This is a genomic window from Streptomyces sp. P9-A2, from assembly GCF_036634175.1.
In the GTDB taxonomy this organism is placed as follows: domain Bacteria; phylum Actinomycetota; class Actinomycetes; order Streptomycetales; family Streptomycetaceae; genus Streptomyces; species Streptomyces pratens.
Window position 1 is genome coordinate 574,603 of record NZ_JAZIFX010000001.1, and the last position, 26,480, is coordinate 601,082.

At 70.3% G+C, this 26,480-nt stretch carries 29 protein-coding genes and 1 pseudogene; 13 read left to right on the forward strand and 17 right to left on the reverse strand.

All coding sequences use genetic code 11. The features are described from left to right. Positions 1-17: 17 nt before the first annotated feature. The 15 genes and pseudogenes from V4Y04_RS02610 to V4Y04_RS02680 all read right to left on the reverse strand — a co-directional run bounded on the left by V4Y04_RS02610 (position 18) and on the right by V4Y04_RS02680 (position 11,380). The gene (locus V4Y04_RS02610; protein WP_332425536.1) at positions 18-884 is read right to left on the reverse strand and encodes a DUF317 domain-containing protein; all 867 of its coding nucleotides are present in this window, start codon (positions 882-884) and stop codon (positions 18-20) included. 32 nt (positions 885-916) lie between these two features. Then, positions 917-1,546 carry an HAD family hydrolase gene (locus V4Y04_RS02615; RefSeq protein WP_332425538.1) on the reverse strand — a complete coding sequence of 210 codons (630 nt, stop codon included), beginning with the start codon at positions 1,544-1,546 and terminating at the stop codon, positions 917-919. Continuing rightward, positions 1,543-2,694 (reverse strand): MFS transporter, encoded by a 1,152-nt coding sequence (locus V4Y04_RS02620; RefSeq protein ID WP_332425539.1) that lies wholly within the window; start codon positions 2,692-2,694, stop codon positions 1,543-1,545. The genes V4Y04_RS02615 and V4Y04_RS02620 overlap by 4 nt, the downstream gene beginning before the upstream one ends. After that, positions 2,691-3,917 carry an ATP-grasp domain-containing protein gene (locus V4Y04_RS02625; RefSeq protein WP_332432683.1) on the reverse strand — a complete coding sequence of 409 codons (1,227 nt, stop codon included), beginning with the start codon at positions 3,915-3,917 and terminating at the stop codon, positions 2,691-2,693. The genes V4Y04_RS02620 and V4Y04_RS02625 overlap by 4 nt, the downstream gene beginning before the upstream one ends. A gap of 256 nt (positions 3,918-4,173) precedes the next feature. Further along, complete coding sequence (locus V4Y04_RS02630) at positions 4,174-5,313, reverse strand: MFS transporter (protein ID WP_332432684.1); 1,140 nt, start codon at positions 5,311-5,313, stop codon at positions 4,174-4,176. Between the two features lie 65 nt (positions 5,314-5,378). Next, entirely contained in the window at positions 5,379-5,855 is a 477-nt protein-coding gene (locus V4Y04_RS02635) for a hypothetical protein (protein ID WP_332425541.1), read from the reverse strand. Further along, complete coding sequence (locus tag V4Y04_RS02640; protein ID WP_332425543.1) at positions 5,852-6,694, reverse strand: winged helix-turn-helix transcriptional regulator; 843 nt, start codon at positions 6,692-6,694, stop codon at positions 5,852-5,854. Before V4Y04_RS02640 ends, V4Y04_RS02635 begins: the two co-directional genes overlap by 4 nt. Positions 6,695-6,736: 42 nt before the next feature. Continuing rightward, complete coding sequence (locus V4Y04_RS02645) at positions 6,737-7,150, reverse strand: hypothetical protein (RefSeq protein WP_332425545.1); 414 nt, start codon at positions 7,148-7,150, stop codon at positions 6,737-6,739. Positions 7,151-7,163: 13 nt separating this feature from the next. Then, positions 7,164-7,613 carry a hypothetical protein gene (locus V4Y04_RS02650; protein ID WP_332425546.1) on the reverse strand — a complete coding sequence of 150 codons (450 nt, stop codon included), beginning with the start codon at positions 7,611-7,613 and terminating at the stop codon, positions 7,164-7,166. Continuing rightward, a pseudogene (locus V4Y04_RS02655) lies at positions 7,610-8,041 on the reverse strand (hypothetical protein). Before V4Y04_RS02655 ends, V4Y04_RS02650 begins: the two are co-directional and overlap by 4 nt. Positions 8,042-8,128: 87 nt before the next feature. Continuing rightward, positions 8,129-8,476 carry an SH3 domain-containing protein gene (locus V4Y04_RS02660; RefSeq protein WP_332425548.1) on the reverse strand — a complete coding sequence of 116 codons (348 nt, stop codon included), beginning with the start codon at positions 8,474-8,476 and terminating at the stop codon, positions 8,129-8,131. 151 nt (positions 8,477-8,627) lie between these two features. Beyond that, positions 8,628-9,347 carry a hypothetical protein gene (locus tag V4Y04_RS02665; protein WP_332425549.1) on the reverse strand — a complete coding sequence of 240 codons (720 nt, stop codon included), beginning with the start codon at positions 9,345-9,347 and terminating at the stop codon, positions 8,628-8,630. Positions 9,348-9,413: 66 nt separating this feature from the next. Further along, on the reverse strand, positions 9,414-9,896 hold the full coding sequence (locus tag V4Y04_RS02670) for a hypothetical protein (protein WP_332425550.1): 483 nt from the start codon (positions 9,894-9,896) through the stop codon (positions 9,414-9,416). Beyond that, positions 9,893-10,441, reverse strand: a complete 549-nt coding sequence (locus V4Y04_RS02675) for a DUF4913 domain-containing protein (RefSeq protein WP_332432685.1) — start codon at positions 10,439-10,441, stop codon at positions 9,893-9,895. Before V4Y04_RS02675 ends, V4Y04_RS02670 begins: the two co-directional genes overlap by 4 nt. 183 nt (positions 10,442-10,624) lie before the next feature. Then, a complete protein-coding gene (locus tag V4Y04_RS02680) occupies positions 10,625-11,380 on the reverse strand; it encodes a DNA-methyltransferase (RefSeq protein ID WP_332425551.1) in 756 nt (251 codons plus the stop codon). A 515-nt stretch (positions 11,381-11,895) separates the two neighbouring features. Here V4Y04_RS02680 and V4Y04_RS02685 point away from each other — a divergent pair. The 12 genes from V4Y04_RS02685 (at position 11,896) to V4Y04_RS02740 (ending at position 22,931) form a co-directional block, all read left to right on the forward strand. Next, positions 11,896-13,011 carry a C40 family peptidase gene (locus tag V4Y04_RS02685; RefSeq protein ID WP_332425552.1) on the forward strand — a complete coding sequence of 372 codons (1,116 nt, stop codon included), beginning with the start codon at positions 11,896-11,898 and terminating at the stop codon, positions 13,009-13,011. An 81-nt stretch (positions 13,012-13,092) separates the two neighbouring features. Next, positions 13,093-13,401 carry a DUF6112 family protein gene (locus tag V4Y04_RS02690; RefSeq protein ID WP_055607579.1) on the forward strand — a complete coding sequence of 103 codons (309 nt, stop codon included), beginning with the start codon at positions 13,093-13,095 and terminating at the stop codon, positions 13,399-13,401. Continuing rightward, on the forward strand, positions 13,401-14,087 hold the full coding sequence (locus tag V4Y04_RS02695) for a hypothetical protein (protein ID WP_332425557.1): 687 nt from the start codon (positions 13,401-13,403) through the stop codon (positions 14,085-14,087). The genes V4Y04_RS02690 and V4Y04_RS02695 overlap by 1 nt, the downstream gene beginning before the upstream one ends. A gap of 15 nt (positions 14,088-14,102) precedes the next feature. Further along, positions 14,103-15,503: an SCO6881 family protein gene (locus V4Y04_RS02700; RefSeq protein WP_332425559.1), complete on the forward strand. Its 1,401-nt coding sequence runs from the start codon at positions 14,103-14,105 to the stop codon at positions 15,501-15,503. 81 nt (positions 15,504-15,584) lie between these two features. Beyond that, complete coding sequence (locus V4Y04_RS02705; protein ID WP_332425560.1) at positions 15,585-17,057, forward strand: SCO6880 family protein; 1,473 nt, start codon at positions 15,585-15,587, stop codon at positions 17,055-17,057. A gap of 71 nt (positions 17,058-17,128) precedes the next feature. Then, the gene (locus V4Y04_RS02710; RefSeq protein ID WP_332425561.1) at positions 17,129-17,584 is read left to right on the forward strand and encodes a DUF6238 family protein; all 456 of its coding nucleotides are present in this window, start codon (positions 17,129-17,131) and stop codon (positions 17,582-17,584) included. Positions 17,585-17,612: 28 nt separating this feature from the next. After that, positions 17,613-19,118, forward strand: a complete 1,506-nt coding sequence (locus tag V4Y04_RS02715; protein ID WP_332425562.1) for a VirB4 family type IV secretion system protein — start codon at positions 17,613-17,615, stop codon at positions 19,116-19,118. 324 nt (positions 19,119-19,442) lie between these two features. Then, positions 19,443-19,997, forward strand: coding sequence for a hypothetical protein (locus tag V4Y04_RS02720; protein WP_332425563.1), 555 nt, complete (start codon positions 19,443-19,445; stop codon positions 19,995-19,997). Positions 19,998-20,315: 318 nt separating this feature from the next. Beyond that, entirely contained in the window at positions 20,316-21,098 is a 783-nt protein-coding gene (locus tag V4Y04_RS02725) for a hypothetical protein (RefSeq protein WP_332425564.1), read from the forward strand. Positions 21,099-21,107: 9 nt separating this feature from the next. Next, on the forward strand, positions 21,108-21,347 hold the full coding sequence (locus V4Y04_RS02730) for a hypothetical protein (RefSeq protein WP_332425566.1): 240 nt from the start codon (positions 21,108-21,110) through the stop codon (positions 21,345-21,347). Further along, the gene (locus tag V4Y04_RS02735) at positions 21,340-22,440 is read left to right on the forward strand and encodes a hypothetical protein (protein ID WP_332425567.1); all 1,101 of its coding nucleotides are present in this window, start codon (positions 21,340-21,342) and stop codon (positions 22,438-22,440) included. Before V4Y04_RS02730 ends, V4Y04_RS02735 begins: the two co-directional genes overlap by 8 nt. Positions 22,441-22,475: 35 nt before the next feature. Further along, positions 22,476-22,931 (forward strand): hypothetical protein, encoded by a 456-nt coding sequence (locus tag V4Y04_RS02740; RefSeq protein WP_332425568.1) that lies wholly within the window; start codon positions 22,476-22,478, stop codon positions 22,929-22,931. Positions 22,932-23,103: 172 nt separating this feature from the next. On the opposite strand, the gene V4Y04_RS02745 is transcribed toward V4Y04_RS02740, so the two are convergent. After that, positions 23,104-24,054, reverse strand: a complete 951-nt coding sequence (locus V4Y04_RS02745) for a transposase family protein (protein ID WP_332425274.1) — start codon at positions 24,052-24,054, stop codon at positions 23,104-23,106. Positions 24,055-24,112: 58 nt separating this feature from the next. Then, on the reverse strand, positions 24,113-24,646 hold the full coding sequence (locus V4Y04_RS02750; protein ID WP_332425272.1) for a GrpB family protein: 534 nt from the start codon (positions 24,644-24,646) through the stop codon (positions 24,113-24,115). A gap of 408 nt (positions 24,647-25,054) precedes the next feature. Between V4Y04_RS02750 and V4Y04_RS02755 the strand changes: the two genes are divergently transcribed. Further along, the gene (locus V4Y04_RS02755; RefSeq protein ID WP_332425569.1) at positions 25,055-25,552 is read left to right on the forward strand and encodes a hypothetical protein; all 498 of its coding nucleotides are present in this window, start codon (positions 25,055-25,057) and stop codon (positions 25,550-25,552) included. Positions 25,553-26,480: the final 928 nt, after the last annotated feature.

Genomic DNA, 26,480 nt, shown 5'->3' on the forward strand with positions numbered 1-26,480 from the left:
TCGAGGTCGTGCTGGCGTTACCGGCGGGGGCCCGGTAGGGCCGGTCGGCTGGTGGTGCTCCAGCGCGGGACGCTGGTGGCGGGGAGGGCGGCAGTGCGGCGGGCGACGGCCCGCTGGACGTCGAGCGGCGTCGGGGCCGGTGGGGGCGGTGGGAGGATCGGGGTGAGGCGGGCCATACTCTCGACGTAGCTGTGGGTGTCCTGTCGCCATCGGGGCAGGGGTGCGAGGTCGGAGACGCATTCGGTGACGGCCCGGACGAGGGCGACGGGGGTGTCGGTGCTGGCGGTGGCGTACCAGAAGGGGCGGTCAAGGGACTTGCCGGCCCACAGCTGCCAGCGGGCGTCGCGGGTGGTCAGCTCGGTTTCCGGGTCGAGGGCTCCGGTGGTGAACTCCAGTCCGGCGAGCCCGTCGGCGGACCGGACGGCAAAGACTCCCCAGCGGGGGTGGTCGATCTGCCAGCCGCGGTTGATGAGCGGTGCGACCGCGAGGAACGGGCCTCGGTCCTTGCTCCTGGGGTCGGGGGCGGCGAGGTAGGTGTCGGGGCCCTGCTCGTACGCCTCGGCGAGCGCGGTGGTGAAGGCGGTGACGAACTCCGTCGGACTGGAGTCGTTGAAGCAGACGCCCCAGACCGGCGGACCGAACGGGTCCTGGTAGGCGTTGATGCGCCACAGACCGTCGTCCTCACCTTCCGGCAGGTAGCCGAAGCGCACCTTGCGGTCGGGAGCGTTCAGGTAGGCGTTGCCGAGGTCGTCGTTTGTCAGTTCCCAGCCGAGGTCGCGGAGCGGGGCGAAGCCGGGGTCACCGATCGCGGTGCTGCCGGCGAGGTAGCGCGGGGAGACGTAGACGTCCCCGTCGATGGTGTGAAGGTCGTCGTGGGGTGGCACGTGGCTCCTGAGAGAAGGGAAACGGCGATGGGTCAGCCGACGGTGTGCAGAAGGGCTGTCTCGAGGGCGTCGGGTCGGCCGGTGTAGTGCAGGGCGCGCAGCCCCAGGTTCCGGGCGGCGTGGCAGTTGTCGGCGCGGTCGTCGACGAACAGCACGCGCTGTGGGTCGCTGGCGCCGGTGGCGGCCAGGGCGTGCCGGTAGGCGTCCGGGTGGGGCTTGCAGATCTCCAGCCGGGCCGAGTAGAAGGCACGGGTGATCAGGTGGCGGCGCCAGTCGGTGGCGTCGAGGACGTCGCTGAGGTAGTGCGGTGCGTTGGACAGGAGCACCATCGGCAGCCCTGCCTGATGGGTGCGGTGCAGGACGTCCAGGACGCGGTCGTCGGTGGCGGTCCACATGTCGGTGTCCATAGTGCGCAGTTCGCGCAGCAGGCGGGGGCCGGGGTGGGTGCCGAGGACCTTGGTCCAGTACGCCAGGTCGCTGAGCTGGCCGGCGTCGTAGGGCTCGCGTGCGCTCCAAAAGACGCGCTGGAAGCCGGTGAGGTCGTCCTCGGGCCAGGATGCGGTGCGCGCGAGGCGGAGCCACTGGCTGGGGGTGGGCTGGAGGCCGATGACGCCGTTGTAGTCAAGGATGACGGCATCGAGGGCGGCGGTGTCCGGTATCACGGGGTGGGTTTCTCCAGGGCTCGGTGGGCGAGGACGGCAACGGTGGCCGCGAGCAGTGCGGGCAGCAGCAGTGCCGTGGGCAGGGTGGTGATGCTGGCGATGGCGCCGATGAGGGCGGGCCCGGCGAGCAGGCCCAGGTAGCCGGTGACGGCGACGGTGGCGACGGCGCCCGGGCCGCCGACGCCGGCGGCACTGATCAGGCAGGGAACCGTGGTGGACAGGCCGAGTCCGAAGAGTGCCCAGCCGGCCAGGGCTACAGAGGTGGTGGAGGCGAGGACGCCGGTGGTCAGCCCGGCCGCCGCGAGGACGGCTCCGGCCCGCACCACGGCAGCGGGTCCGAAGGCGGCGATGAGCCGGTCGCCGGTCAGCCGCCCGGCGGCCATGGCCGCGCTGTAGAGGGCGAAGGCGGCGGCGCTCACCGCGGCGGATGCGTCCAGGCTGTGCAGGTGGACGGCCGCCCAGTCGGCGGCTGCTCCTTCTCCCAGCAGGCTGGCGGCAGCCAACGCCCCCAGCAGCCACAGCTTGGCGGACGGCAGCGACACCCCGGTCTCATCCTGTCCCGCGGGAGTCGGTGACTGGTCGGTGCCTGTCAGCGTCCGGGTTGCCGGGGCGGCGGCCAGCGCGGCGCCGGCCAGGATCAGGCCGGTCATCAGGAAGAGGGTGCGGTGCGTGGTGTGGGCGGTGATCGCGGCCAGGGCGGCACCGGCGAGGGCGCCGAGGGAGTAGGCGGCGTGCAGGAACGACATGATCGGTCTGCCGTAGGCGTTCTGGCAGCGCACCGCTGCGGAGTTGGCGGCGACGTCCAGCACGCCATGGGTGACCCCGAAGGCGAGCGCGGCCACAAGCAGCGAGGGCAGGTCGTCGCAGCGGCCGAGGAGGGCCAGGCAGCCGGCGAGACCGGCCGCGCCGCAGGTGAGCAGCGCGGGCAGGCGCTCAGGCCGGGTGAGCCGGCCCCCGGCCTGCAGTCCCGCCACCATGCCGAGGGCGGCGGCCAGCAGGACCAGGGACAGTTGCGCGGTGCTCAGGTGGGCAGCCTGCTGGACGGCCGGCATGCGGGCCCCCCAGACGGCCATGATCGCCCCGAGGCCGAAGAAGTACCCCGTCAGCAGGCTGCGGCTGCGGCGGACGGAGTCGGTGGTCCGGGTCATGCGTTCGGGCCGCTGCGGGAGGTCTCGCCCGCGGTGCGGGGAGAAATCTGGATGCCGAGGGCACGAACGGCCTGTTCGGCACGGGACTGGGCGAGCTCTGCCGTGGGCGCTGTGGTGATGACGTAGCCGATGCGCGCGGTGAACATGTCGCCGCCGTCGCCGGGCAGGACCAGCTCGTCGCCCGGATGGTGCTGGAAGTGGACGCGCTCCAGCCACTGCGGGCGGGGCCCGTCGAGGCGGAGGCGGGTGAGGATGCCCGAGGTGTCGGGGTAGATCAGGCGGATCGCGGCGGCGGAGGACCTGGTCGGGGTGAGGTCGGGGACGCGGTCGCAGGCGATGTCGGCTGCGGCGCGCGGCAGGTCGATGTCGGTAGCGAGGCGGACCAGGTGGCCGATCATGTCCCCGGCCAGTCGGCCGTTGACCTCGACGAGCCGGGGCCGTCCGCCGACGAGGCGCATCTCGACGTGGCTGACGCCGCCGGTGATCCCCAGGGCACGGATCGCGGCCCGTGCGGCAGGGGCGACCTGGGCGAGGAGTGGGTCCGCGGCATCGACGGAGTGCGCGAGTTCCTCAAAGTACGGCGGGTCGCTGACGGTCTTGCGGGTGACGGCAACGACGGTGGTCTCGCCTTGGTAGGTGACGCACTCGACGGAGACCTCGGGGCCGTCGAGGTACTCCTCGACCAGCACGTCGGTGCTCTCCAGGCCCAGGCCAGCGGCCCGGTCGGCGAATGGGTAGGCGGCGGTGAGCCGGCCGGGGTTATCGACGCGGATCACGCCGATGCTGGCCGCGTGGGCGGCCGGCTTCAGGACGACCGGGTAGCCGATCCGCTCGGCCGCGGTCTGCGCCTCGTGGAGAGTGCGGACGCTCACCGATGCGGCCGACGGGACACCGTGGCGGGCGAACAGGCTCCTCGCGGTCGCCTTGTTGCGGCATGCCTGCGTCGCCTCCGGGGCGGTGGTCGGCAGGCCGAGCCAGCGTGCGAGGCGGGCGACGGGGACGAGGTACCACTCGGTCCACGTGAACACCCCGGCGATATCGTGGCGTTGGGCCAGGTATCGGCCTGCGGAGAACAGTGCCGCCTGATCGGTCGGGTCGGGCAGGACCATGCAGTCCCGGATGTACGGGACCTCCCACGACGGCTCCTCGTCGGTGATGAGGACGACGTCGTAGTCGGCAGCGACGCTTTCGAGGCAGTAGCCCCGGTAGCCTTCGGCTTCCATGTCTGCGGAAGCGACGAGCAGAACAACGGGACGGTCGGACAAGAACAGGCTCCTTGAGAGTTCAGGGGGTGGAAGATGTCTGCCTGCTCTGCCGTTCACGGGCTGCGCCGGCGGCGGACCTCGATGGCAGGGCCCACTCGGGGTGAGCGGCGAGCAGCCTGCGGGTGATGGCCGGCCCTCAGAGGGAGGCAAAGGCCGGGCAGTCCGTCCTGGCTGATGGTGGGCATGAGGGACAGGGACCCTGTCGCGCAGAGGGTCAAGGCACCGGTTTCAGTGGGGCTGGCAGGGTGCGCAACCGGATGAAGGCGGTTGCGAGACCGGCTGCTTGAAGCAGCGCGGCGACGGTGACGGCGTGCCCGAGCTGGGAGGGTGGGAGGGCGGCGACGAGCAGTCCGGCGGCGGGGAACGGCAGCAAGAGCAGCAGGATCGTCAGGCTGAGGGTGCTGCCGAAGACGTCGGCCGGGATCAGGTGGGAGCGCAGGGTGCGCAAGACGACGGTGAGGCCGCCTTCGCCGGCCATCAGGACGGCGATCAACAACAGGTAGCTGCGGTAGGTATCCGCCTGGGAGACGGCGAGGGTCGCTCCGGCAGCGAGCACGGAGGCTGCGGCACCGACCGGCCACAGGCCCCAGCGGTCGATCGCCCGGCGGGCTGCGGTGATGGCGAGCAGGGAGGCGACGGCGGCGGCGGACCAGATGAGTCCGGCGTCCGCACTGGAGCGCCCCAGTTCGGTGACCACGATCACCGGCATGGCCGCCTGCAGAACGGCGATGGCCGTGTTGGAGACCACAAGGCCGCCGACCAGCCAGGCCAGGACGGGCAGCGAGCGCAGTGTCGCCCACCCCGTCCGCAGTCCTCCCTTGGCCAACACCGTGCTCATCGGCGTGTTCCGCTCGCCGGATCCGAGGGCGGCGGCGAGCAGGGAGAAGGCCGCGAGCGTGCCGAGCATGGCGGTCGGCCCGCCGTGCTCCAGCAGCAGGCCGGCAACCAGCGGTCCGGCGAGCATGGCGCTCTGGTCGATGCCCAGCAGCACGGACTGCACCCGGTGGGCCTGAGCACCCGCGCTCCGGCTCACTGCGCCGCCGACGGTCTCGGCGGCCACGTGGCTGAACTCGGTGAGGAGGCCGGTGGACGCGGCCAGCAGCATGACCGTGACGGTCACCGCCGGCGACCCGGCGTCGAGCGCGATCAGGACGCCGGCGGCGGCGAGCACGATCAGGGCCCGCGCGAGGCAGGCTGCCCGGAAGACACGGGCCGTGCCATGACGGTCGACGACGGTGCCGGCCACGGTGAAGGCCGCAACGCGCGGAATCCATTCCAGCGCGAAGGCGAGGCCGGTCAGCGCGGCCGATCCGGTAGCAGCGAGGACGAGGAGGGGGATGCCGTAGGTGGCCATCGCGAAGGCGGCACCGTCGGCGCTGCGCGGCAGGTAGATCCCGCGCAGGAGGCCAGGGGCAGACGTCACGCGGCGACGCCATGGGTGCTGCGGTTTCGCTGATGAGTGTGGACCCACTCGGTCATCAGCCGGTGGATACGGCCGAGTTCTGCATCGCGCTCACCGTCGGAGTCCTGCGTGCCCTCTGCCGTCGTGCCCAGGAGGGCGAAGGTGTGCTGGATCCGTCCGGCGAAGTCACACAGCGGAGCCGGGTAGTTGTGCCGCCGGGCCCACCTCGCGGTCGCGTCATAGACGTCGGCGAGATCCCGGCCGGCTGCCGAGAGGCCCACGCTGCCGGGGGTACGGGTGAGGAGTCCGAGAACGTCTGCCTGCTCGATGGCCTGGCGGATCTGGCGGGTGGAGAGGTCTGCGAGGGTGCGTGCCAGGCCACGCACCGGTATCGCTCCGTGGTCGTCGATCTCGCTGACCAGGCGAATCAGGCTTGCGGAGGACAGCGCCGTACACATGGCGTGAAGCTGCTGGTGGGAGAGAGCGGGGATCATCGGCGGGCTCCCCCGGTCGGCAGAGCGGCCTTCACTCGGGCGGGGGTCGCATGGGAGAACAACTCGCTGGGCTGCCAGCCGGGGCGGTGTGCGGGCTGCGTCGGTACGGCAGGGGCGGGGATCATGGGCTGATGGCTGGTCCAGGCGGGAGCAGGAGTCGCGGGTCCGGGGGCGGCTCGCCCCCAGAGTGGATGCCGGGCGGCGTGGTCGAGTGGCCGTCCGACGGACCACATGGACAGGGCTCCGAGAACGGGCCCCAGAGCCTCACCGGCCCGCGAGAGGCGGTAGGGCTGCCCGTTGCCCGCAGTCATCACCAGGCCGTCATCGATGAGTTGACGCAGCGGCGGGTAGATGTTGGTCCAGTAGCCGTCGGGGGTGACGATGCGGGCCAGGGCCCGAGCAGTCACCTCCTGCCGTGACTTGAGCACCCAGAGGATCGCGGCAGCCTGTCGGCGGGCGAGGAGGGTGAGGCTGTCCTCGACCTGTTCGATCACAGAAAGCGGCTGCTCCGGCTTCTCCAGATGTTCCTCGGCCCAGGCAGCCATCACGGGAAGCACCGGCAAGAGTTGTCGGCCCCGGGTGCTGAGACCGTAGGTGACGTGACGCGCGGAGTGTTCGGTGCGCTCGGCGAGGCTGGCGTCGCACAGCGAGCGGATCTTGGGATGCAGCTGGCCGCTCTGGAGGTACGGCAGCTTGGCCGCGATCTCCATGTAGCGCTGGGGCGGCTGGTTCAGGGCCAGGAGGATCCGTACGTTCCAACGCGGGGTGATCATCTGGAGGGCTTCGGTGACCCGGGCGACGTCGGCGTCGTCGGCGGGCGGCAGACCGGTGATGGCCAAGGGGGTGAACTCCTGGGATGCGGAAGGCCGGGCGCTGTCGGGTCAGCGGCTCGGGGCGGGGCTCGCGGCCGGTCTGGGCGGAACGGCAACGGGTGCTGCCGCAGGGGCGGTGGGCGGCTCCGGTGCCGGCGCGCGACCGAGGCTGCGCAGGACCGCGTCGGCGGTTGCGGCTTGCGTGTCGCGGACGGCGACGGCTTCGGCGAGGCGGCGGGCGCAGTCGAGGATGTGGGAGACCTCGTGGGCGCTAATCTGCCGCTCGGGATGGGTCAGGTGCTGCAGCCGCTCTCGGTGCGCGGCGATGCTCTGTTCGGCGAACGCCAGGGTGCGGTGGCTGCCGAGGAGAGCGGCCAGCATGCCGGGAGCCTGGTCCTGGGCGTGTGCTTCGAGGCCGGGCAGTTCGACGCCGTACAGGCCCTCGATCCGCGCGGCGATCTCAGCGGCGGTGGGATGGGGCAATCGGCGAGGGCTCTCATCGTCGTCGGCTGCGGGCCGCCCCGGCATGCGCGGGTGCCGGGGCGGCGGAGGCCGGGGGCAGGGTGGTGGTGATTGTCTGCCGGGCGAATCGGGCAGGGCGGGCCTGCGCGTGGAGCGGGGGCATGGTGTGCAGCAGGTCGTCCAGCGCGGCGCGGTAGCCGTCACGGGCCGACAGCGCTGTCTCCAGCCACTGCGTGTCCATCCGCAGATCGGTCGCGGACAGCTCGTCCATGTCGCGCTCGGGCGCCATCGCCTTGTGCACGCGGTCGCGGACCCGGGCGACCTGTTCCTCGGCCAGGGCGAGGAAGCTGCGCAGTTCCAGGGCCCGGGTGATGGCCGCGGAGGCGTTCGGGTCGGCGGCCTGCGTGTACAGGTCGGTGACCGGGACGCCGAACACCTCGTGGAGTCGGGTGTCCTGGGTACAGGGCTTGTCTCGGATGCTCATCGCAGGGCTCCTTGGCCGACGGCCAGCGCCGTCGCGGGCCGGGCCGCTGTGCGGGTGGGCACGGCCGTCCCTGGTCACTGACTGCGGTTGAGGCGGGCCAGCCGGTCTGCGGCGGGGCCCCGTTTGCCTGGTGCGTCGGGGTCGAGCAGCCACCGCACGACCATGGCACGCCCGTCACGGGTGGAGACGGCGGCGTTGACGCGGTGGGCGAGATCCATGGTGGGGTCGTCGACCTCGCTGGGCTGCGTTTCCAGAGCACGCAGGAGGTCGTCCCCCGCGCGCTCCAGTACGGTCTGGGATTCGGTGAGCAGACCGTGCCAGCGCACGACGTCGGTGGCCTGGCGATTGGCGTCCGGGGCGGCTGTGACGGCGGCCTTCAGCGTCTCGATGTTCATGCCGAAGCGTTGCTCGATCTGCTCGGTGAGCACGCCCACGACATCGTCTGCGTCGTCGGACACAGGGCTTTCCTTCCTGGGAGACACACGGGATACAGGCAGGCGAAGTTCGAACCCCGGTCACTCGAGGCGCATACGGATGTCGCGGTAGACGTAGGTGCCGGAGATCCAGCCCTTCACGCCGGTGGTCGTGTCCGTGACGTGGTGCCGGTTCCCGCTGGTCTTGTGGACGGTGAAACGGTCGCCACGGTGGAGAATGCCGAGCCGGGTGGACTTGGCCGATGTCTTGGAGCGGATGTCGACGGTCTGCGTGCCGATGCTCCAGGGGCCGGTCCGGTCGCACGCCCGGGTGGTCGGCATCGTGCTCGGCGTGGATGTCGGAGCAGCCGTGGCCGCCGTCGCGGACACGATCGGCAGGGCGAACACTCCGGCGACGGCGGCGGACAGCGCTATTCGGGATGGGCGCATGCGGAAGTAACCTTCGTACGGGAAAAGGGGAAAAGCAGAGAGAAGCGGACCGGGCGTTCGCCCCGTCGGCCGCTACTAGAGTCCGTGGATTCGCCGGTTTGGCCAACCGGTGATCGTCGTCTATATTTCCGGCCTTTTCCCAGGCCTGAGTTCAGCGGCTGCGGCCCGCGGGGCGTTGTGCGGGAGCCGGAAGGGAATAGTCCGCTCGCGGGACGGGCCGGACCGTGGGCTGGACCGGCGGCAGAGAAGGAGCCTCGCCGCTGAGGGCGTCGTCGCACCACTGAAGGGCTTCTGAGCAGGTGGCGAAGCCGCCCTCGCGCAGGGTGTGGGTCCAGGAGTCGGTGTCCACATCCTCGTGGAGCACCCGAAACGGGGAAGGGCTGCGCTCGTCCAGGGAACGCAGGACCACGAAGGTTGCGGAGTTCTCGGGGTCGTCGTCGGTGTAGCTGTGCAGGAGGACGAAGTGACCGCCGTCGCTCATGAGCCGCTGTTCCAGCGCACGGGTCGTCTCGTCCGCCGGGGTGGTTCCCATGCCGGGCGCCAGACTGATCTCCTTGGGCGGGCAGCCTCGGTGGATGAGCCAGGACTGTGCCATGGCCGGCAGAGGCAGTGTCGCGTGAGCGAAGCGGAACCTCTTCGCCTCCAGGTCGCGCTGCAGGTGCAGGGCGACGAGCTGCGGCTCCCCGGGGATGCCCCAGGTGACGGCACCGTTGTGGAGGACGTGGTAGCTCGCGCCGTCGGGTGCGTGATGCTCGGCCAGCGGGGTGAGTTCGGTCTGCTCGATCTGGATCGCGCGCCAGAACGCTTCCCGGGTCTGCTCGTCGGCGGCTTCGAAGCCGTCCAGACGAAGGTCGGGTTCGGGTGGGTACATGGGCCCTTTCGGTGGGCGGGGCTGGGGCTGTGGGGTCAGTGGGGCTGCGTGGGGTGCCTCTTCAGGTCAGCGGGCCTGGTGGTACGTGAGGGCCTGAGCCGGACGGGGAGGGCCGGGTATCGCGGAGGGCAGCGGTCCGGGCTTCGGAATGGGCCCGCGGGTGGTGAGCTGTGGGGAACGGGAGCGGGCCGCGTGGGTCCGGGCGCTGAGCGGCCGGCGGTTCATCCCCAGGCGCTTGCCGACGGTGTCGTAGACGTCGTTGCCGGCCCGGGGTCGTACCGCGACGACGTGGATCTCCCGTCGGTGCGCGGACGTCTCGGGCGCCGTACGGATGCCGTAGACGACGCGCCACTCCTTGCGGGAGTCCACGAACAGCTTGCGGTAGCCCTCCAGGTCGCCGGTCAGTCTCGTCCCGAAGCGCTCGGTGTTCACGACTTCCTGCAGGTAGGCGAGGGTGAGGTCGCGGATGTCACTGGGGGCCTGGACGAGGTCGGTCAGAGCACGCGGGTCGAAGCTGAGCCCGAAGGCCGGCTGCCGCCCGGCGCTCATGACGTCGACTCGCCCGGCACGCTCGCATCCGAGGCGTTCGCCTTCTCCGTGCGGGCCGAGGGCGGCGGGCCGGGCAGGAGGCGGTGCGCGGGCCGGTCCGGTGAGGTCATGCACGCCGACAACGGCCCGCCCGGCCCTCTGACGGCGACCATGGTGTGGGTGAGGAAGTCGCGGTGCCACACGAGCAGACCGCTCAGTCCGGCCTCGGGGTCCTTGTGCTGCTGGTAGGCGAGCCAGAGCGCGTGCAACCAGGCCACGACCTCGCTGTGCTCCTGCCACCGCAGGCACCACGGGGCGGCCGTGGTGACTTCGGTCCCGTAGACGGGCAGCAGGAAGTCGTCCACCCAGTCCGACAGGGCGTCCAGCTCGTCCTCGTACTCCTCACCCTCCAGCTCCAGGATCGGCTGAGGCTCCGGCGGCGCTGCCGAAGGTGGCCCGCCGAGGCCCGGCATCCCGAAGGCGGCGAACGGAGACACACCCGTGTGCGGTGCGGGGACGGAGGCGAGGTGGTCGAGCTGCTGGGTCTGCTGGGCGGACTGCTCCATCAGTTTCCGGACGCTGGCCTCGATCTCTTCGAGGTGGGGATCGGGGATGCGAACCGGCTCCAGCTCGCCCTCATCGGGCGGGTTTACGGGTTCGGACATGACGAGGCAGGGCCTCCTTGCACCGTGGCTGTCGGGAGAATGCGGCACCAATGAGCCGGCACCGGCTGGTGGGCTGCGGTGGTGTCAGACGGTCAGTTCGACGTCGTCCTGGGTCAGGGTCTGACGGACGGTCTCGGTCAGCCGGTCGGCCGCGATACCGGCGTAGTGCTCGGTCTTCTCCACGCCGATGAAGTCGCGTCCCTCCAGCAGGGCGGCGACACCTGTGGAGCCGGAGCCGGCGCAGAAGTCGAGCACCGTGCCGCCTTCGGGACTGATTTTGACCAGTTCGCGCATCACTTCGACCGGCTTCTGCGTGATGTGCTGCCGCTTCGAGCCTGACGGCTGGGAAGCGGAGTACAGGCCGGGCAGATAGACCGGATTGCGGGAGCCGTCGATCGGGCCCTTCGATGCCCAGATGATGAACTCGCAGTTCTGGGTGAAGCGGCCCTTCTGCGGCCTGGCCTGCGGCTTGTGCCAGGCCAGCACCCCGCGCCACAGCCATCCGGCGGCCTGGATCGCATCCGTGGTGATGGGGAGTTGGCGCCAGTCGGTGAACAGCAGGGCGGTCCCGCCGGTCTTCGTCAGCCGGTGGGCTTCGGTCATGATCTGGGTCAGCCAGAACCCGTAGCTGCGCTGGTCCATGTTCTCGCCGGTGAAGTCCGGCAGGGTGTGCTTGGCGTCGGCGGAGGTGTACTTCTGCTTCGCCGAGCGGGACGTGCGCTCCTTGGCGGTCCTGCCGCCGGAATTGTACGGCGGGTCGGTGATCACGGAGTCGACGCAGTCGTCCGGCAGCGTGGCCAGCACGCGCAGGGCGTCACCCTGGTGAAGGGAAAAAGGCAAAGAGGTACCCCGATTCGGGTTCGGACGTAAGGGATTCGAGAGGGCACCCCTCGCTCAGGAGAATCCGGGCAGGCTGGAAATCGGGCATGCAGAAGCCCGGAAACCCGCGAACCGGAGAGCGAAGGAAGTCCCAAAACTGTAGGGGCGAATTGACCGCTCACCAAGAAGTTTCCTGCCAGGGGTACGGATTTCGATCCCTCAGGACGACTTCTTGGTCAACCGCCGATCCGGGCCTACTGTTTTGGAACCGCCCAACGCACACCGTCGCCGGCGCCTTCCACCACGCTTCGCGGAGGCACCCTCTGCCCCAGCACATGTAGCTACCCCGGCCCGCAGACAGAGCGGCAACTCGCCCGCAGGCCGGCGCCTCCCGATCGCCCACCCCGACCGCCGCGCCCTTCCATCCGTCTCCACGCGTACGCGGCACGCCGGACATCATCTCTGAAGGAGACCTTCGTGACGTCTCGTTACCCGCCCCTGCTCGCGTCCTCCATTGTGCGAGGGAGCCGGGCAGGTTGAAGGCGCTCGCCGCCGGCATCGGCGTCGTCGTCCTCTCCCCCTTCCTCCTCGGCGGCGCGGCCATGATGATGGCCACGTCCAGCGAAGCCGCAGCACAGAGCAGCGCGTCCCTTCAGTGCCTGCCCGACCTGGACACCGACAAGGTCACCGAACAGGTCACCAAGGTCCTCGACGGCGCGGACGTCTCCGACATCGCCATCGAGGGCCTGGACCTGCCCGGTGAGCAGATCCCGAACGCACAGACCATCGTCGCCACCGGGATCAGTCTCCACGTGCCCAAGCGCGGGCAAATCGTCGCTCTCGCCACCGTCATGCAGGAATCCCGGTTGCGCAACCTCGCCTACGGGGACCGCGACTCCCTCGGCCTGTTCCAGCAGCGGCCCAGCCAGGGCTGGGGCACGGCCGAGCAGGTCCGCGATCCCGTCTACGCGTCCGAGAGGTTCTACAAGGCGCTTCTGCAGGTGAGCGGCTGGCAGCAGCTGACCGTGACACAGGCCGCCCAAGCCGTGCAGAAGTCCGGTTATCCGGACGCCTACGCCCAGTGGGAGCCGCTGGCGACCGCACTACAGAAGGCCATCGCCGCCACCTTCCCCGGCGCCGGTGACGATGCCGGCCAGGAGGCCGACGACGCACCCTCGTTGTCCGACTGCACCACACAGGACGGCTCGTCCTTCGGGAAGATCCCGGAAGGCGCCGTCCCGAAGGGATACAAGATCCCCAAGGACGCCGGCCCACGTGCCCGCAAGGCGATCGTCTGGGCGATGCATCAACTCGGCACGATGTACCAGTGGGGCGGCACCTGTACCGCGCCGCACGGCCCCGACCCGATGGGCCGCTGTGACTGCAGCTCGCTGATGCAGCAGGCGTACGCCAAGGCCGGCATCCAGCTCACCCGTACCACGTACACGCAGGTCAACGAAGGCAGAGCCGTCTCCGTCAAGGCCATGAAGCCCGGTGACCTGATTTTCAGCCGCGGCACCGCCGCTCGCCCCGAGCACGTCGGCCTGTACCTGGGCGAGGGACTCGTCATCGAAGCCCCGCGCACGGGCAGACCCGTACGCATCACGCCGCTCAAGGACTGGGCCGTCCTCACCGTGCGGCGCGTGCTGTAACGCCGATCTCCGTCCGGCCCGCCCCTTTCGTTCCTCACTTCTGCCCTCTGGCCTGCGTACGCAAGGAGCCTTGCCGCACCCATGACATCTCTCGCCGACCGGCTCTATCTCGCCTTCGACCCCGGAATCACTCCCAAGGGCGGTGGCCTGCCGGGGCTCTCCGTCCTGAAAAGCGTCGTCAGCTCCATCAACATGTTCGGCATCATCGCCGTCGTCGGTGCCCTCGCCGTCAGCCTGGCGGTGTGGGCCTGGGGCCACCACACCGGTGGCCACCAGGCCGAGGCGAACGGCAAGAAGGGCGCGACCGTGGCCGCGGGCGCCGCCCTCGGCCTCGGCGCCGCGAACGGCATCGTCGCCTTCTTCTCGGCCCTGGGGTCGCAGGTCCAGTGATGAAGAACCGGTTCTCCCTTTCGAACCTCGGCATCGACTGGTCGGCGAACCGTCGCATCCTCGTGATCGCCGTGACCCTGGTGTCGCTGCTCGCCCTGGCCGGTGTGACCGCCTACGTCACCGGCCGCAACGGGCAGGGCTACTCTTCGGCCGACCCGGCGCCGTCGATACCGCACAGCCCGACATCGTCGGCCTCCTCCTCCAAGGAACCGGGAACCGAGACGGGGTCAGTGCCCCGGCCTCCGCGGATCTCCGATCCTCTCGCCTTCGCCAAGGCCGCAGCCGAGATGCTGTGGTCCTACGACACCCGCGACACCAGCCGCGAACAGCAGCTCGCCGGCATGGAGACGTGGATGACGAAGGAGAGCGAGTACGGCGACTGGGCCTCGGTCTCCGCGCAGATGCCCGACCCGACCCTGTGGTCGCGCATGGCCGACCAGAGGCAGCACGCCACTGCCACCGTCGCCGAGGCCCGCTATCCGGCCGCCTTCAAGCAGGCCCTGGCCGAAGACCTTTCCGCGATCACCGAGGCGTACATCTACGCCGTGACCGTCACCGGCAAGCAGACCATCGCCTGGGCCAAGGGCGGCGGTGGGGCGGAGGACCGCTCCGTCACTCTCGCCGTGCAGTGCCGGCCCTCGGCCGACTGTTTCCTTGTCGCCATCGCCCCGAACGTCGCACCCTGACCGAAAGGAGTCCCCATGGGGTTCTGTGACCTCCCCCTCGCGGACGTGGTCTGCACGGTCGGCGAAGCCGTGGATTTCGCCTCCGATCCCGGCAAGGCGATCGGTGACTGGATGGCCCGGAGCGCCGGCGAACTCGCCGCCGCCTCGGTCGACCTCGCGGCCAGGGCGGTCGACTCCACCACTCGCGTCGACCTCAACGCGGTCTGGTTCCGCGACAACTACGAGACGATCCTTCCGGTCGCCCTGGTTCTTCTGGTGGCCACCTTCTGTGCCCAGCTCGTCCGCGCCGCGATCAGACGCGACGGCCAAGCCCTGATGCAGGCATTCACCGGCACGGCATCCGGTGTGCTCTTCGCGTTCGCCGCCATCGCCCTGACCACCGTGGCGATCGAATTGGTAGACGCCCTGTCCGCCGGCCTGCTCAAGGCCGCGAACCTGAACATCGAGTCCGCGGTCCGCCGCATCGTCAAGGTCGGGCAGCTCGGCGCCGTCAGCAGCCTGGGCTGGCTCGTGATGGTGTTGGCCGCGCTCGGATCCGCCATCGGAGCACTCCTCTACTGGTGCGTGATGATGGTCCGCAAGGTCGGCATCCTGGTCATGGTCACGCTGGCCGCATTCGCCGGGGCCGGGGGCGGCTGGGAAGTCGCACGCCGGTGGCGCAAGGGCTGGATCGAGGCCACCGCCACCCTCGTCGTCTCCAAGCTGCTGATGACGATCATCTTCGTCCTCGGCACCGCGGCCATGGGCAGGACCGAGGCCACGGACGGCCTGGCCGCACTCGCCGATGCCCTCGCGGGCATCGTGATCATGATCCTGGTGCTGCTCTGCCCCTACGCGACCTTCAAGTTCGTACACTGGGCCGCTGAAGGATCCGACGGAGAAACGTTGCACCGTGCCGGTGGCGCCGGTGCGCAGCTCGCCAAGCAGCACGCCGAGCGCGCCGGGAGAAAGGCAGCCGCGATGGCGGCCACCGCAGGAACCGGCGGTGCGGCAGCCGGAGCGGGCGCGGGAGCCGGGGCCGCTCCGCAGGGACCGGACTCGCTCCCAGGGAGTGGCGGGTTTCCCGGCGACGTCGCCTCCAGCCCGAGCGGCGGAGGCAGCGGCCAAGAGAGCGCGCAGTCCGGCGGCTCGGGTGCCTCTCCTGACGGAGACGCCGTCAAGTCCGGCCTGGAAAAAGCCGTGCAGCCTGCACCGACCAGGGTCACCGATGACACGAGCGGCCATGTCGGCGGGAGTCCCACCGGTGGCGGCTCGGATCCCGGCTCCGGTGCCGCGTCCGGTCAGGTCGGTGGCTGGAGCTCCACACCGCCGTCCACCACGCCTCCGCCGCAGGGCGCCCCGCCGTCCTCCGGCTCCCAGACGGCCGGTGTCGGCAGCGGCACGGCATTCCCTCCGCCTCCCCCGACCAGTTTCTGATCGCCCTGGCCATGCCCGAGAGCGGGACGGGCGCTTCGCTCCCCGCGCTCGGGCCTCGCCAGCGTCTCTTGGACCAGCCCTTTGTCTGATCTCTCCGTCGCCCCGGTCACGGTGAAGTTCCCACACCGGTCCCGCCGTGGCATCCTCCTCGGTCTTTCTCTCCCCCAACTCGTCCTCGTCTCCTGCGCGCTGGCGCTGCTACTGGTGACGATGATCTCCACCGGGCTGCTCGGCGCCGTGGCACTGGCCCCGCTGTGGGCAGCCGTCGCCGCGCTGGCCGTGATCCGCCGCCACGGCCGATCGCTGATCGACTGGGCGCCGATCGTCGTCCGCTACGCGATCCGTCGCCGCACCGGACACGCCCTCTGGCTCGCCCGGCCGGTCACCCGGCCGCGGAGAGACGGCATCCTGCACCTGCCCGGCACCGCCGCCTCCCTGAAGGTCGTCACCCCCGGCGACTCCGCCAACGGCGCCGCGGCCGTCCACGACCCGCACCGGCAGACCCTCACCGCCGTCGCCCGCGTCACGTCCCGCGCGTTCGTCCTGCTCGACCCGGCCACCCAGAACGCGAACGTCAACAGCTGGGGCCGTGCACTGGCCGGCATCGCCCGCACCGGACACGTCGCCACCGTGCAGGTCCTGGAACGCACCGTCCCCGACTCCGGCGACACCCTGTCCCGCCACTGGGCCCAGCACGGCCGGCCCGAAGCCCCGGTCGCCGGGCAGGTCTACTCCGAGCTCGTCGCCTCCGCAGGACCGGCAGCCGCCCCGCACGAGACCTACCTCGCCATATCCCTCGACCTGAAGGCCGCCAAGCGGCTCATCTCGCAGGCGGGCGGCGGACTGCCGGGCGCCTTCACCGTCATGCAGCAGACCACCTCCTCGATCGCCCATGCCGCCCGCAACGCCGACCTCATGGTCACCGGCTGGCTGTCCGCCCAAGAGATCGCCGCCGTCATCCGCACCGCCTACGACCCCGAGGCCCTCGCCGCCCTGCAGCAGTGGTCCGACACCGGCCGGGCGGAGGCCGACCCCTCCGCCGCCGGCCCCGTCGTCCAGGTCGAGGAGTACGACCGGCTCGCCACCGACACCGCGCGCCACGCCACGTACTGGGTGGAGAACTGGCCCCGGACGGAGTCGCATGCCGGGTTCCTGCACGGGCTGATGTTCACCACTGGCGTCCGCCGCAGTCTCTCCCTCATCTACGTCCCGCAGGGGCTCGAGTCCGCGCTCCGCGACGTCCAGCGCCGCAAAGCGGCGATCATCGCCGACGCCAACGAACGCGTCCGCCGCGGCCAGGTCGACAGCGAGGAGGACTCCGTCGAATACGCAGACGTCAAGCAGCGTGAACGGCAACTCATCGCCGGGCACGCCGACGTGGCCCTGACCGGCCTGGTCACCGTCACCGCCGGAACCGACGCCCTGCTCGACGCGGCCTGCGCACAGATCGAGACCGCCGCCGTCACCGCCGGCGTCGATCTGCGCCGCCTCAACTACCAGCAGCCCGACGCCTTCACCCTCGGCGCGCTCCCTCTCGCCCGCACCGCCCTGTGAACGCCGACCTCCCGGCCTGGAATCGTTCGCCCACCCTGCCCGCCGGCCGGTGGCAGGAAGGACCGCTCTCTTTGACCACCGTCTCTCCCGACGACGCACACCCCTACCTCCGCGCCGCGAGCGCCGGGATCCGCCACCACCGAAAGATCGCACAGACCAAGCGCACGGCGGTCGACCGCACACACCTCGACGTGATCCACGCCCACCTCACCGCCGTGCACCAGCTTCTCGACCAGCTCGCCGACACAGCCCGGCCCTCTCATCCGACCGCAGGCCGGCACCTCGCCACCGCGCAGACCCGGCTCTGGCAGGCCACCGCAGAGGTTCATTCCGCCTTCCACCTCCTGCCGGTACCCCTCTCCCCAGCCAGCACCCAGACCACCGAGTGCCAGCCCAAACGGCTCCCCGAGGGACCGCCGGTGCTGACCATCTGCCAGCGCCATCTGACCGCCGGGCACATCGTCCGCCGCAAGAACACACCCACCGACCTCAACCGCCCGCCGCACACCACCGCGTGCATCCGATGAGCGCCACCCGCCGAATCGAGGGCCCCTGATGAGCCACCGGTTCGCCCGCCGAGCCTCGGCCTCTCCCCTGTTCACCCCGCACGGCACTGACCGGGCCAGCCGCAAGGCAGCCCGCCGCCGACTCGCCGAGGCCGCCGCCAAGGCCCGTTCCGAAGCCGTCGGCCATGCCGCAGGCACAGCCCCCGCCGAGCACGAGACCCCGGCGCCCCACTACCCGCCCCGTGGACGGCCCGGCCCTGCGTCGGCCCGCGGAAACCGGCTCAGGCTCCCCGCCCACCGCATGACCACCGCCATCGCTGCCGGGGCGTACCCCTTCCTCGCCGAAGGCGGGCTCGGCGCCGAGGGCATCTACGTCGGCCGCGATGTCCACGCCGAAGCAAGCTTCGTCTTCGACCCGTTCGCGCTGTACGGGAAGGTCGAGGGCTTCACCAATCCGAACGTGCTGTTGGCCGGGGTGATCGGACAGGGTAAGAGCGCGCTGGCCAAGAGCTTCGCGCTCCGCTCCGTCGCCTTCGGCTACCGCGTCTACGTGCCCTGCGACCCCAAGGGCGAGTGGACGCCCGTGGCCGCCGCGCTCGGCGGCATGTCCGTCGCGCTCGGTCCCGGGCTTCCCGGCAGGCTGAACCCGCTGGACGCCGCGCCTCGCCCCGCCTCCGTCTCGGAGACCGACTGGGCCGGGGAGGTCCGCAAGCGCCGGCTGCTTCTGCTCGGATCCCTGGCCCGCACCGTCCTCGGCCGGGACCTGCTCCCGATGGAGCACACCGCCCTCGACGTCGCCCTGGACACTGTGGTCACCCGGGCTGCCGACTCAGACCGGACACCGCTCCTCGGCGATGTCGCCTCCACCCTCAACAACCCCGACCAACTCGACGAGGCCGCTGGCCTCATGTCCGGACGGCTCGGGGACGCCGCACGCGACCTCGCCCACGCCATGCGCCGACTCGTGCACGGCGACCTGGCGGGCATGTTCGACGCCCCCAGTACGGTCACCTTCGACCCCAGCAGCCCGATGCTCACCATCGACCTCTCGCGGCTGGGTGGATCCGGCGACGACACCGCTCTCGTCCTCGCCATGACCTGCGCCTCCGCCTGGATGGAATCCGCTCTCACCGACCCGCGCGGCGGCCGACGCTGGATCGTCTACGACGAAGCCTGGCGCCTCATGCGGCACCCGGGCCTGCTCCAGCGCATGCAGGCCCAGTGGAAACTCTCCCGCGGCCTGGGCATCGCCAACCTGATGGTCATCCACCGGCTGTCCGACCTGCTCACCGCCGGCGACGCCGGATCGCAGGGCCGCGCCCTCGCGGAAGGGCTGCTCGCCGACTGCTCCACCCGGATCATCTACCGCCAGGAGACCGACCAACTCCACGCCGCGTCCACCCTCCTCGGCCTCACCTCCGTCGAAGCCGAAGCCATCGCCCACCTCAACCGCGGGCGCGGCCTGTGGAAGGTCGCCGGCCGGAGCTTCATCGTCCAACACCTCCTCCACGCCCACGAGCTGGCCCTCTTCGACACGGACGCCCGCATGCACTGACAAGCCGGTGCGTTCACGAACCCCGATCCGCGCTCTCGGCCACTCATCTGCCCCGCAACCGCCGACGGGTCCTGCCCTGGCCGATCACGGCCCCGCTACCTCCAGGAGGCCCACCTGTATCCGAGCCGCGCCAGTGCCTTCGCCACAGCACTCGCACCGCATCTGCCCGAAGGGTGGTGCCGCAAGTACATCGGGTTCCGGCTCCCCAGCGACCCTCCCCTGGCCGACCAGGTCTGGGACCGCGGCCCGACCCATTCGGCCCTGCTCGACTGGCCCGACGCCCGTACGGGCTTCGTCGGAGGACTGGACGGCGAGGAGCTCTGCGTGCTGGAGCGCCCCCGCCACCCCCGCCAGTACCTGGTGGCTCCCCTGCAACCCGAAGGGTTCTTGCCCCACCACTTCAGGGGCGTCGACGAGCCCAACGGAATCGCGGTCCCCGACGATCCGGTCCGTGCCGCAGCCGCCGTCAGCCGACGGGTCCTGCCCCGCCTGCAGATCGCCCTGGCCGCCGTACGACACAACGCAGCCGCCCAGCCCGAGCCTCCCCACCGGCCTGAGCCGCCGCAGGTGGCGCGCGTCGTCACCCTGACCTGGTACCAGGACGGCGCCCTCGGCACACCGTACAACAGCGTCCCCGAGGACGCCCGCACGGACCTGTACGTGCTCGGCTTCCAGTACCACCCCCATCAGGCCGCGTTCCTGCTCCCTGCCACATACGGCGAGGACGGCCGCGACCTGCGCCTGCGAGCGCTGGTCCACCAGCTCGCCCAGAAGGGCATCGGCGTGAACCTCCGCCACACCCCCACGCCCGCCATCGCCGCAACACGCCCGGCCGCCCCCGTACCGACCAGCCCCTCGGTGACCGCCCACCGCCGGTGAGCCGACCGCTCACCGCGCCCTTCCCGTCCCCAGCCAGGAGGAGCCCCCATCCGCCCCGCCCGCCGCACTCTGCCCCTGATCACCGCCGTTGTCTGCCTCGCTCTCGCCGCGACCGCCTGCTCCAGCGACACGGACGGCACCACCCCTGCTGCCGCAGACCAGACGAAGGCGCCCAGCGCCGCACCGAAGCCGACCCCCGCGCTCACCCTGGCCGAGGCCCGTAAGGCCATCGCCTCCTACTCGACGACGAACAACCTCGCCCGCATCAAGCGCGACCGCGCGCTCCTCGATTCCGTCGAGGGCGGCCCCCGGTACGCGATGTCGCTGGCCAGCCTCAAGGAAGACGAGGCCCTACCGAAAGCGGACCGCGAGCCGTACCGGCCGTGGTCGTACAACCTCGCCGCAACCGACCTCTACATCCCGCGCCTGCAGCACGGGCAGCAGCGGTGGTTCGCCGCCGTCACCCGGGCCGGCAGCAAGAAGCAGCACGCCCGCGTCCTGGTCCTGGCCGAGAACACGAAGTCGAAGCGGTGGGAGATGGTCGCCACCGTCGACCTCGAAAACCCCTCCCAACTCCCGAAGATCATGCTGGACAAGGACGGCTACGCCACGGCGGTCGACCCCGCTTCCACGTCCCTGGCCACTCCCGTCGACCTGCTGCGCTCGGCCGTGATCGACAATTTCGCCACCGGAGGCGACCTCACCGGACGCAAGGTGCTGGCCCCTACCGAGGCCGCCAAACGGCAGGTCAAGGCCCACCACGACACGATCCACAAGTTCGGCACTCGAGGCACCACCCAGTTCGCCTCCGCGGACACGAAGTTCCCCGACAGCTACGCGCTGAAGACCTCCACGGGCGCGCTCGTCGTCTTCTCCCACAACCACACCCAGCACGACGCCGTCGCCGCACCGGGTCTGAAGATCGTGCCGGAGAAGCAGGACCGCGCCTGGCTCGGCATCACGCCCCGCCCCGCCTTCACCTACACCTACACCTGCTCGGACGTCGCCGCTGTCCCGACCACGCCCGAGCCGTCCCGCCTACTGGGCTACGGATGCCGCCGCACGGACGCCGCAGCCGCCGACCCGAGCACGTCCGTCTAGGAACCGGCCATGCGCCATCCCGACTTCGAGCTGTACGACAATGCGGGCCGCGGCGCCGACCAGATCGCCGCCGCCCACTTCGGCATCGCCACCCGCGACGACCTGCTGCGCTGGGCACGCGGGGACGCCGAGCCGTTCCTCGCCCAGCACGGAGACAACCAGCCCGAGACCGCAGCCCGGCCACACGCCTGGCGGTACGGGCGTGCCCTGCGCTCCGCCTTCCACCGCCGAGTGCCGACCCATGGCTGACGCGCAGATCATTCTCGCTTACGGCCACGACACCGGGATCATCGCCATCGGCCACGGCGAGCGGTACAAGGCCGCACACCAGGCCCTCTCCGCAGCCGGCTTCCATCGTGGCGACGACTGGGTGTATCACCTGCCGAACGTGGACGAGGACGCCTCGCGCGCCACCGTGGCCGACCTGGTCCGCCACGCCACGGCGCACGGGGCGGAAGTGACGACCAGCAGCCGACGGTTCATCGGCGACACCGCCCGGGACATCGCCCGCCTACTGCCCGGCCAGTGGGAGGCACGCATCGAGCTCTACTCCCACCCCGTGTGGCAACAGGACCTGGTGCCGTGGCTGTGGGACAGCGGCGAACTCGCCCGCGCCGTACAGAATGAGCGGGTCCCCTATGCCGCCACCCTCACCGACACAGCCGGGACGACCCTGCTGCTCGTCGAACGTCCGGGCCACCAACTCGGCTATCTGGTCGGTGCCTTCGCGCCCGAACCGTTCGAGGAGGGGTACGGCGACCCACACGCCCCGCACAGCATCGTCCTGCCGCCGTTCGCCGACCGCGCGGCCCGGGCCATCGCGGACCGTTTCCTGCCCGCCTACGAACGTGCCGTCCACGCTCGCCGGATCACAACCGTCACCGAGGCCCTCGACCGCATCCGCGCCGAGCAGGGCGCCTGGGCCGCCTTCGTCGCTTCGGGCCGGTACAGCGACGTGATCTCGCTCGACACCGCAACGCGCGGCGAGGCAGCCGAGACGTTCCTGAACCGGGCCTGGGCAGAGTTCCTCACCATCGTTCAGCATGCTCCCGCCCTCCTGGACCGGTGTCGTCCTGCGGCCACCAGCCGGCCCGAGGACGCCCGCGTGCTCGCCAAACTGGCCGGCACCCTCACTGATGCCGACAGCCTGGACAGGGACGTGTCACTCACGCGACCGGAGCGGGACGCCCGGCTCCGGGCGGCCCTCGACACCTGGCTCACCCACAGCGAACCGTTCCTCCGCCAGGCTCTCGCGGCAACTCCCCTCCAGCAGCCCACGGTTTCGGCCGTCGCCCCGCCGCGCCAAGCCCTCCCTCGTAGTCATCAAGCACCCCGCCGCTGACCCCTCTCGCTGCCCACCGCAAGGAGACCTCCTCTTTGGATCCTGGAACACACTTCGTCTTCGGCACCCACAACGATCACGGCTTCGTCGCCTCCGCCACCACCTCGATGCCCGCTCACCTGGCCGACTGGTTCCTGATGCGGGAGCAGTTCGAGCCCGTACCAGGCTCGCCGGGCCTGTACCGGCTCACCGACCCCGAGCGTGACGGGCCGCGCCGCACCCGGCAGGCCGCCCGGGATCTGCGCCGCCACGGCTACGCCGTGCACGTCGACGCCGACGTCTCCCTTACACCGGCCAACCCGCCACGCCCGCACCGACCGAACGGACTCGCCGAACGCCGCAGCCGCATCGCCCGGGCCGCCGCCGGCCAGTCATCGCAGCGCCACGTGATGCCGACGGCCTCGCCGCCGTCCGCGCGTCCGACCCCGCCGAAGCCCACCTACGCGCCGACCGTTCACCCGGCCGCTTCCGCCACCGGACGGTCCCGGTGAACCCCGACATCGAGCCGATCCGCATCACCCGCGGGCCAGGGGGCGAAGTCGAAGCCGAAGGCCGCTTCGACTCCCTCGCTGCGGACATCCTGCGCCACGCTGGCTTTCTCTTACGACTCGGTACGCGATTGAGGTCAGGGCGTGCTGACCTGGCGGGTCGGCTGGTGGGTGATTAGCAGTCGGCCTTCCGGGCGAGCACGAGTTCGGTGCTCGTGTGCCGCCGGGTGGGCCTGCGGGCCGCGCGGTCGGAGACCAGTCCGGCGATGGCGGCGTGGGTTTCGGCGTAGGACTCGCGCCGGCCGAGGTACCGCTGGAGCGGCCGCCACTTCTTCTCCTCGCCGATGGTGTGCTCCACGCAGATCCGCGCGGAGGACTGCCGTCGGCGCGCCTCGCGCCAGGCGTAGTTCTCGCCCAGCGGTACTTTGTCCTTCGGCTTGCGTGGCGGTGCCTGTACCTGGTTGGGGAAGTCGTTGGCCAGGCCCCGGTATCCCTCGTCGACCTTCGCCTTGACCTGCGGATGCAGACACAGCTGCTCGGCGATGCCTTCGGTGCGCATCGCGGTCTGGTCATGCATTCTGCCGGGCCGGTCGGCCCCGGACCACAGCAGGCGTCCCGAGCCGTCGCTGATGGTGGTGGTCTTGGCGGTGTTCTGCTTCTTCTTGCCTGAGACGAACGCCTTGCGGCCGGGGCGGCCGGCCTGGGGGCGGCGGACCTGGGTCTCGGTGCCGTCGATGCGCAGCTCGACACCCTCGGTCTCGGCGTAGGCGAAGACATCGGCCAGGGTGCGCAGGCGGATGCCGGGCCGGTCGGGGACGGCGAAGCCGCGGACAGCCAGCAGCGGGCGGATCTCGTGGATGGCGCGGGTGACGGTTGGGCGGGAGACGCCGTAGAGCTCGGCCAGTGCCGCGTGCGGCAGCTGCAGACGCAGGTGGACCACGGTGACCAGGACCCTGTCGGTGAAGACCAGCTTGTGATCCGGCCCGGCTCCGGCGGCCCGCTTGCGCTCTCCGCCACGACGCTCACGCAACTCGGACTCACACCGCCCCAGCCAGGGGTCGGCCAACTCCTCGATCAGAACGCCGAGATGTGCACGCTCAAGGCCGCAGAAGGCAGGATGAGACAAGGCCGCACGGGTTCGGTAATGCGTCACGACATCACCAACCCGTGCGGCCACCGTCACGTCACGGTTCTCCGGCGGCCCGAGCGACGTAGGACTTCGCGACCAGTTCCTCTACCAGAACGCTCTTCGCCCTCGAGTAGTCCCGTCTGCCCTGGCAGTCGGCGCGGAACCGCTGTGCGAGGGCCACCTTCAACGCGCTGTAGCGCCGGACTTCATCGGGCCGCTGACGTAGGTAGTCACGGAGTAAGACGTGATCAAGGTGGGGTCTGGAGCCTGTGACCACGCTATACAGGTGATGTTCGGGAGCCGCAGGAGGGGCTTGAAAGGCCTCCCGCCCCGGAATCCCCAGATCGCCTTCGTGCCGGTAGCCCTGCTCGGTGAGCCGGGAGATCAGCGCGGGCATGGTGGCGTCCTCGGCCACCACAATGTCGAGGTCGATGATCGGCTTGGCGGCACATCCGGGCACGGCTGTGCTTCCGACATGCTCGATGGATACAGCCAGGTCCGCGACGTGAGGTGCAAGCCGCTGCCGCAGGTCCTCAAACCGCTCGGGCCATCGGGGGTCGTAGTCGCCGACCACGATCATGCCAGTCATGTCAGCAGTCTCGCAGGATCGCCAGGGCCCATCGAATCGCTCTGATGGCCCCGGCTATCGCGTACCAAGTCGTTAGAACCAGCCCTGCGCGGCCACTGGATCCGGCTCCCCTTCGACATGGGACGCGACCGGGAGAACCAGCACGCGACCTGGGCCGCGGAGATGCTCACAGCCGCCCGCTACCCCGTGTATCTCGCCCCCGACCTGCGTCCAGGCGCCCCCAAGTCATCGACGCCTCGCGCACCGGCCATGACGGCACAGGCTCCGCCTGGGCGACGGCCGCGGCGCTGACGCCGATCGCCAGGAAGACCCAACCTCAACCTCGGATTCCACGCCCCCGGCCCCGCCACATCAGGCCCCGGCGCCTGCACGCCGCCCGTAGCACCCCCGAACCTAGGAGATCTCTTCATGGCTGTCCGCACACAGTGGACGATCACGCACGACTGCGGCCACGAAGTCGTCCATGACCTGTCCGACCGCCCCGCCGACAAGCGGGCCGGATTCGCCCGCTGGCTCGCGACCAAGCACTGCACCGACTGCTGGAAGGCCGCCCGCGACGCCGACACCGAATCCAAGGAGCAGTGGCTCGCCACCAAGCGGGCCGAGGAACGGCAGGCTGCCGCCGAGTGGACCGAACGATTCGACATGCCACCGCTGGAAGGCCCCGAGAAAGCCCTCGACTGGGGTGAGCGCTCCCGCCACCAGTTGATGATCGCCGCGCACACCGCGCTGGTCGTCGAGGGCGCCTGGGACGAGAACGACTGGGCGGAGCTGGAAGAGAGGGCCCGCGCGATCACCAGGGCCGGATGGTGGATCGACCAGCGCGACGCGGAAGGCCCTGACCTGCTCGAACTCCTCAACGCTGCCAGCAAGGCAGACCGCGGGACCGAGAACCCGTTTCACTGACAGCACCAGGCTTGGGGGGATCTCATGACAATACGGAAATAGAAACCTATCACCCGAATGAGTGAGCGAGCCCGCCACCTCGGGCGGTGGCGTCACGCGACGGCCCGTACATCCGGTCCCCTTGAACAAGGGCCAAGCCTGTCGCAAGAAGGCCTGGCCAGGCGCTTGAGTGATGACGCACCTGGGCGTCGACACCACACCATTCAACACGCTCGACCCAGCCGAAACTTTCAATCACGCCACCCAAATGGGCGAGCGACTTTGAAATCGTCGCCGCACTTTTGAGCCAGCGCACAAAACAGCAGATCCAAAATAAAATTCACGACCACATTCGAAACCGAACGATGACACACGAAATGAATTCGCGGAAAATGAAGCCGCAAATCAATTCACGAACCTCGGGCAAAATGACTTTGAGTGGTAGAGTCTCAAGAGTCATCCACAAAGACGACGGGGCCTGCCTCACCGCCAAGTAAGCACAGGCCCCGCCGGGGCTAGACGTGGATGTCGCGCAGGAGTTCACCGCACATGGCGGACTCCTGCGCACACACCCTGGTCAGGCTAGCCACGACTTGATCGCATGCGCGATGCGCACTACGACCAACCCCGCTTGAGCCACAAGGAGCGCGATCTTCAGCCGCCGCATCCGCTCCGCCCTGCGGCGGCGCCGACGCCGTGACCGTCGCGACCCTTCGGCCAACTCCCAACCAGCATTCAGCACGTCCATCACCCCCTTCCGATCTCGTTCTGGAAAAGGGCTTTGAGAGACTCAACCTACCATCCTGAGAGCGTCAGATCTTGACCTCCAGCCCCACCCATTGAATGACGCGTACGCATTAACATAGATTGCAGGTCGGGCACTTCCAGGGGCCTCACGTAACCCAACACAGAAATAAATACCAGCGTTAAGGCGGATTCGCAGGTCACA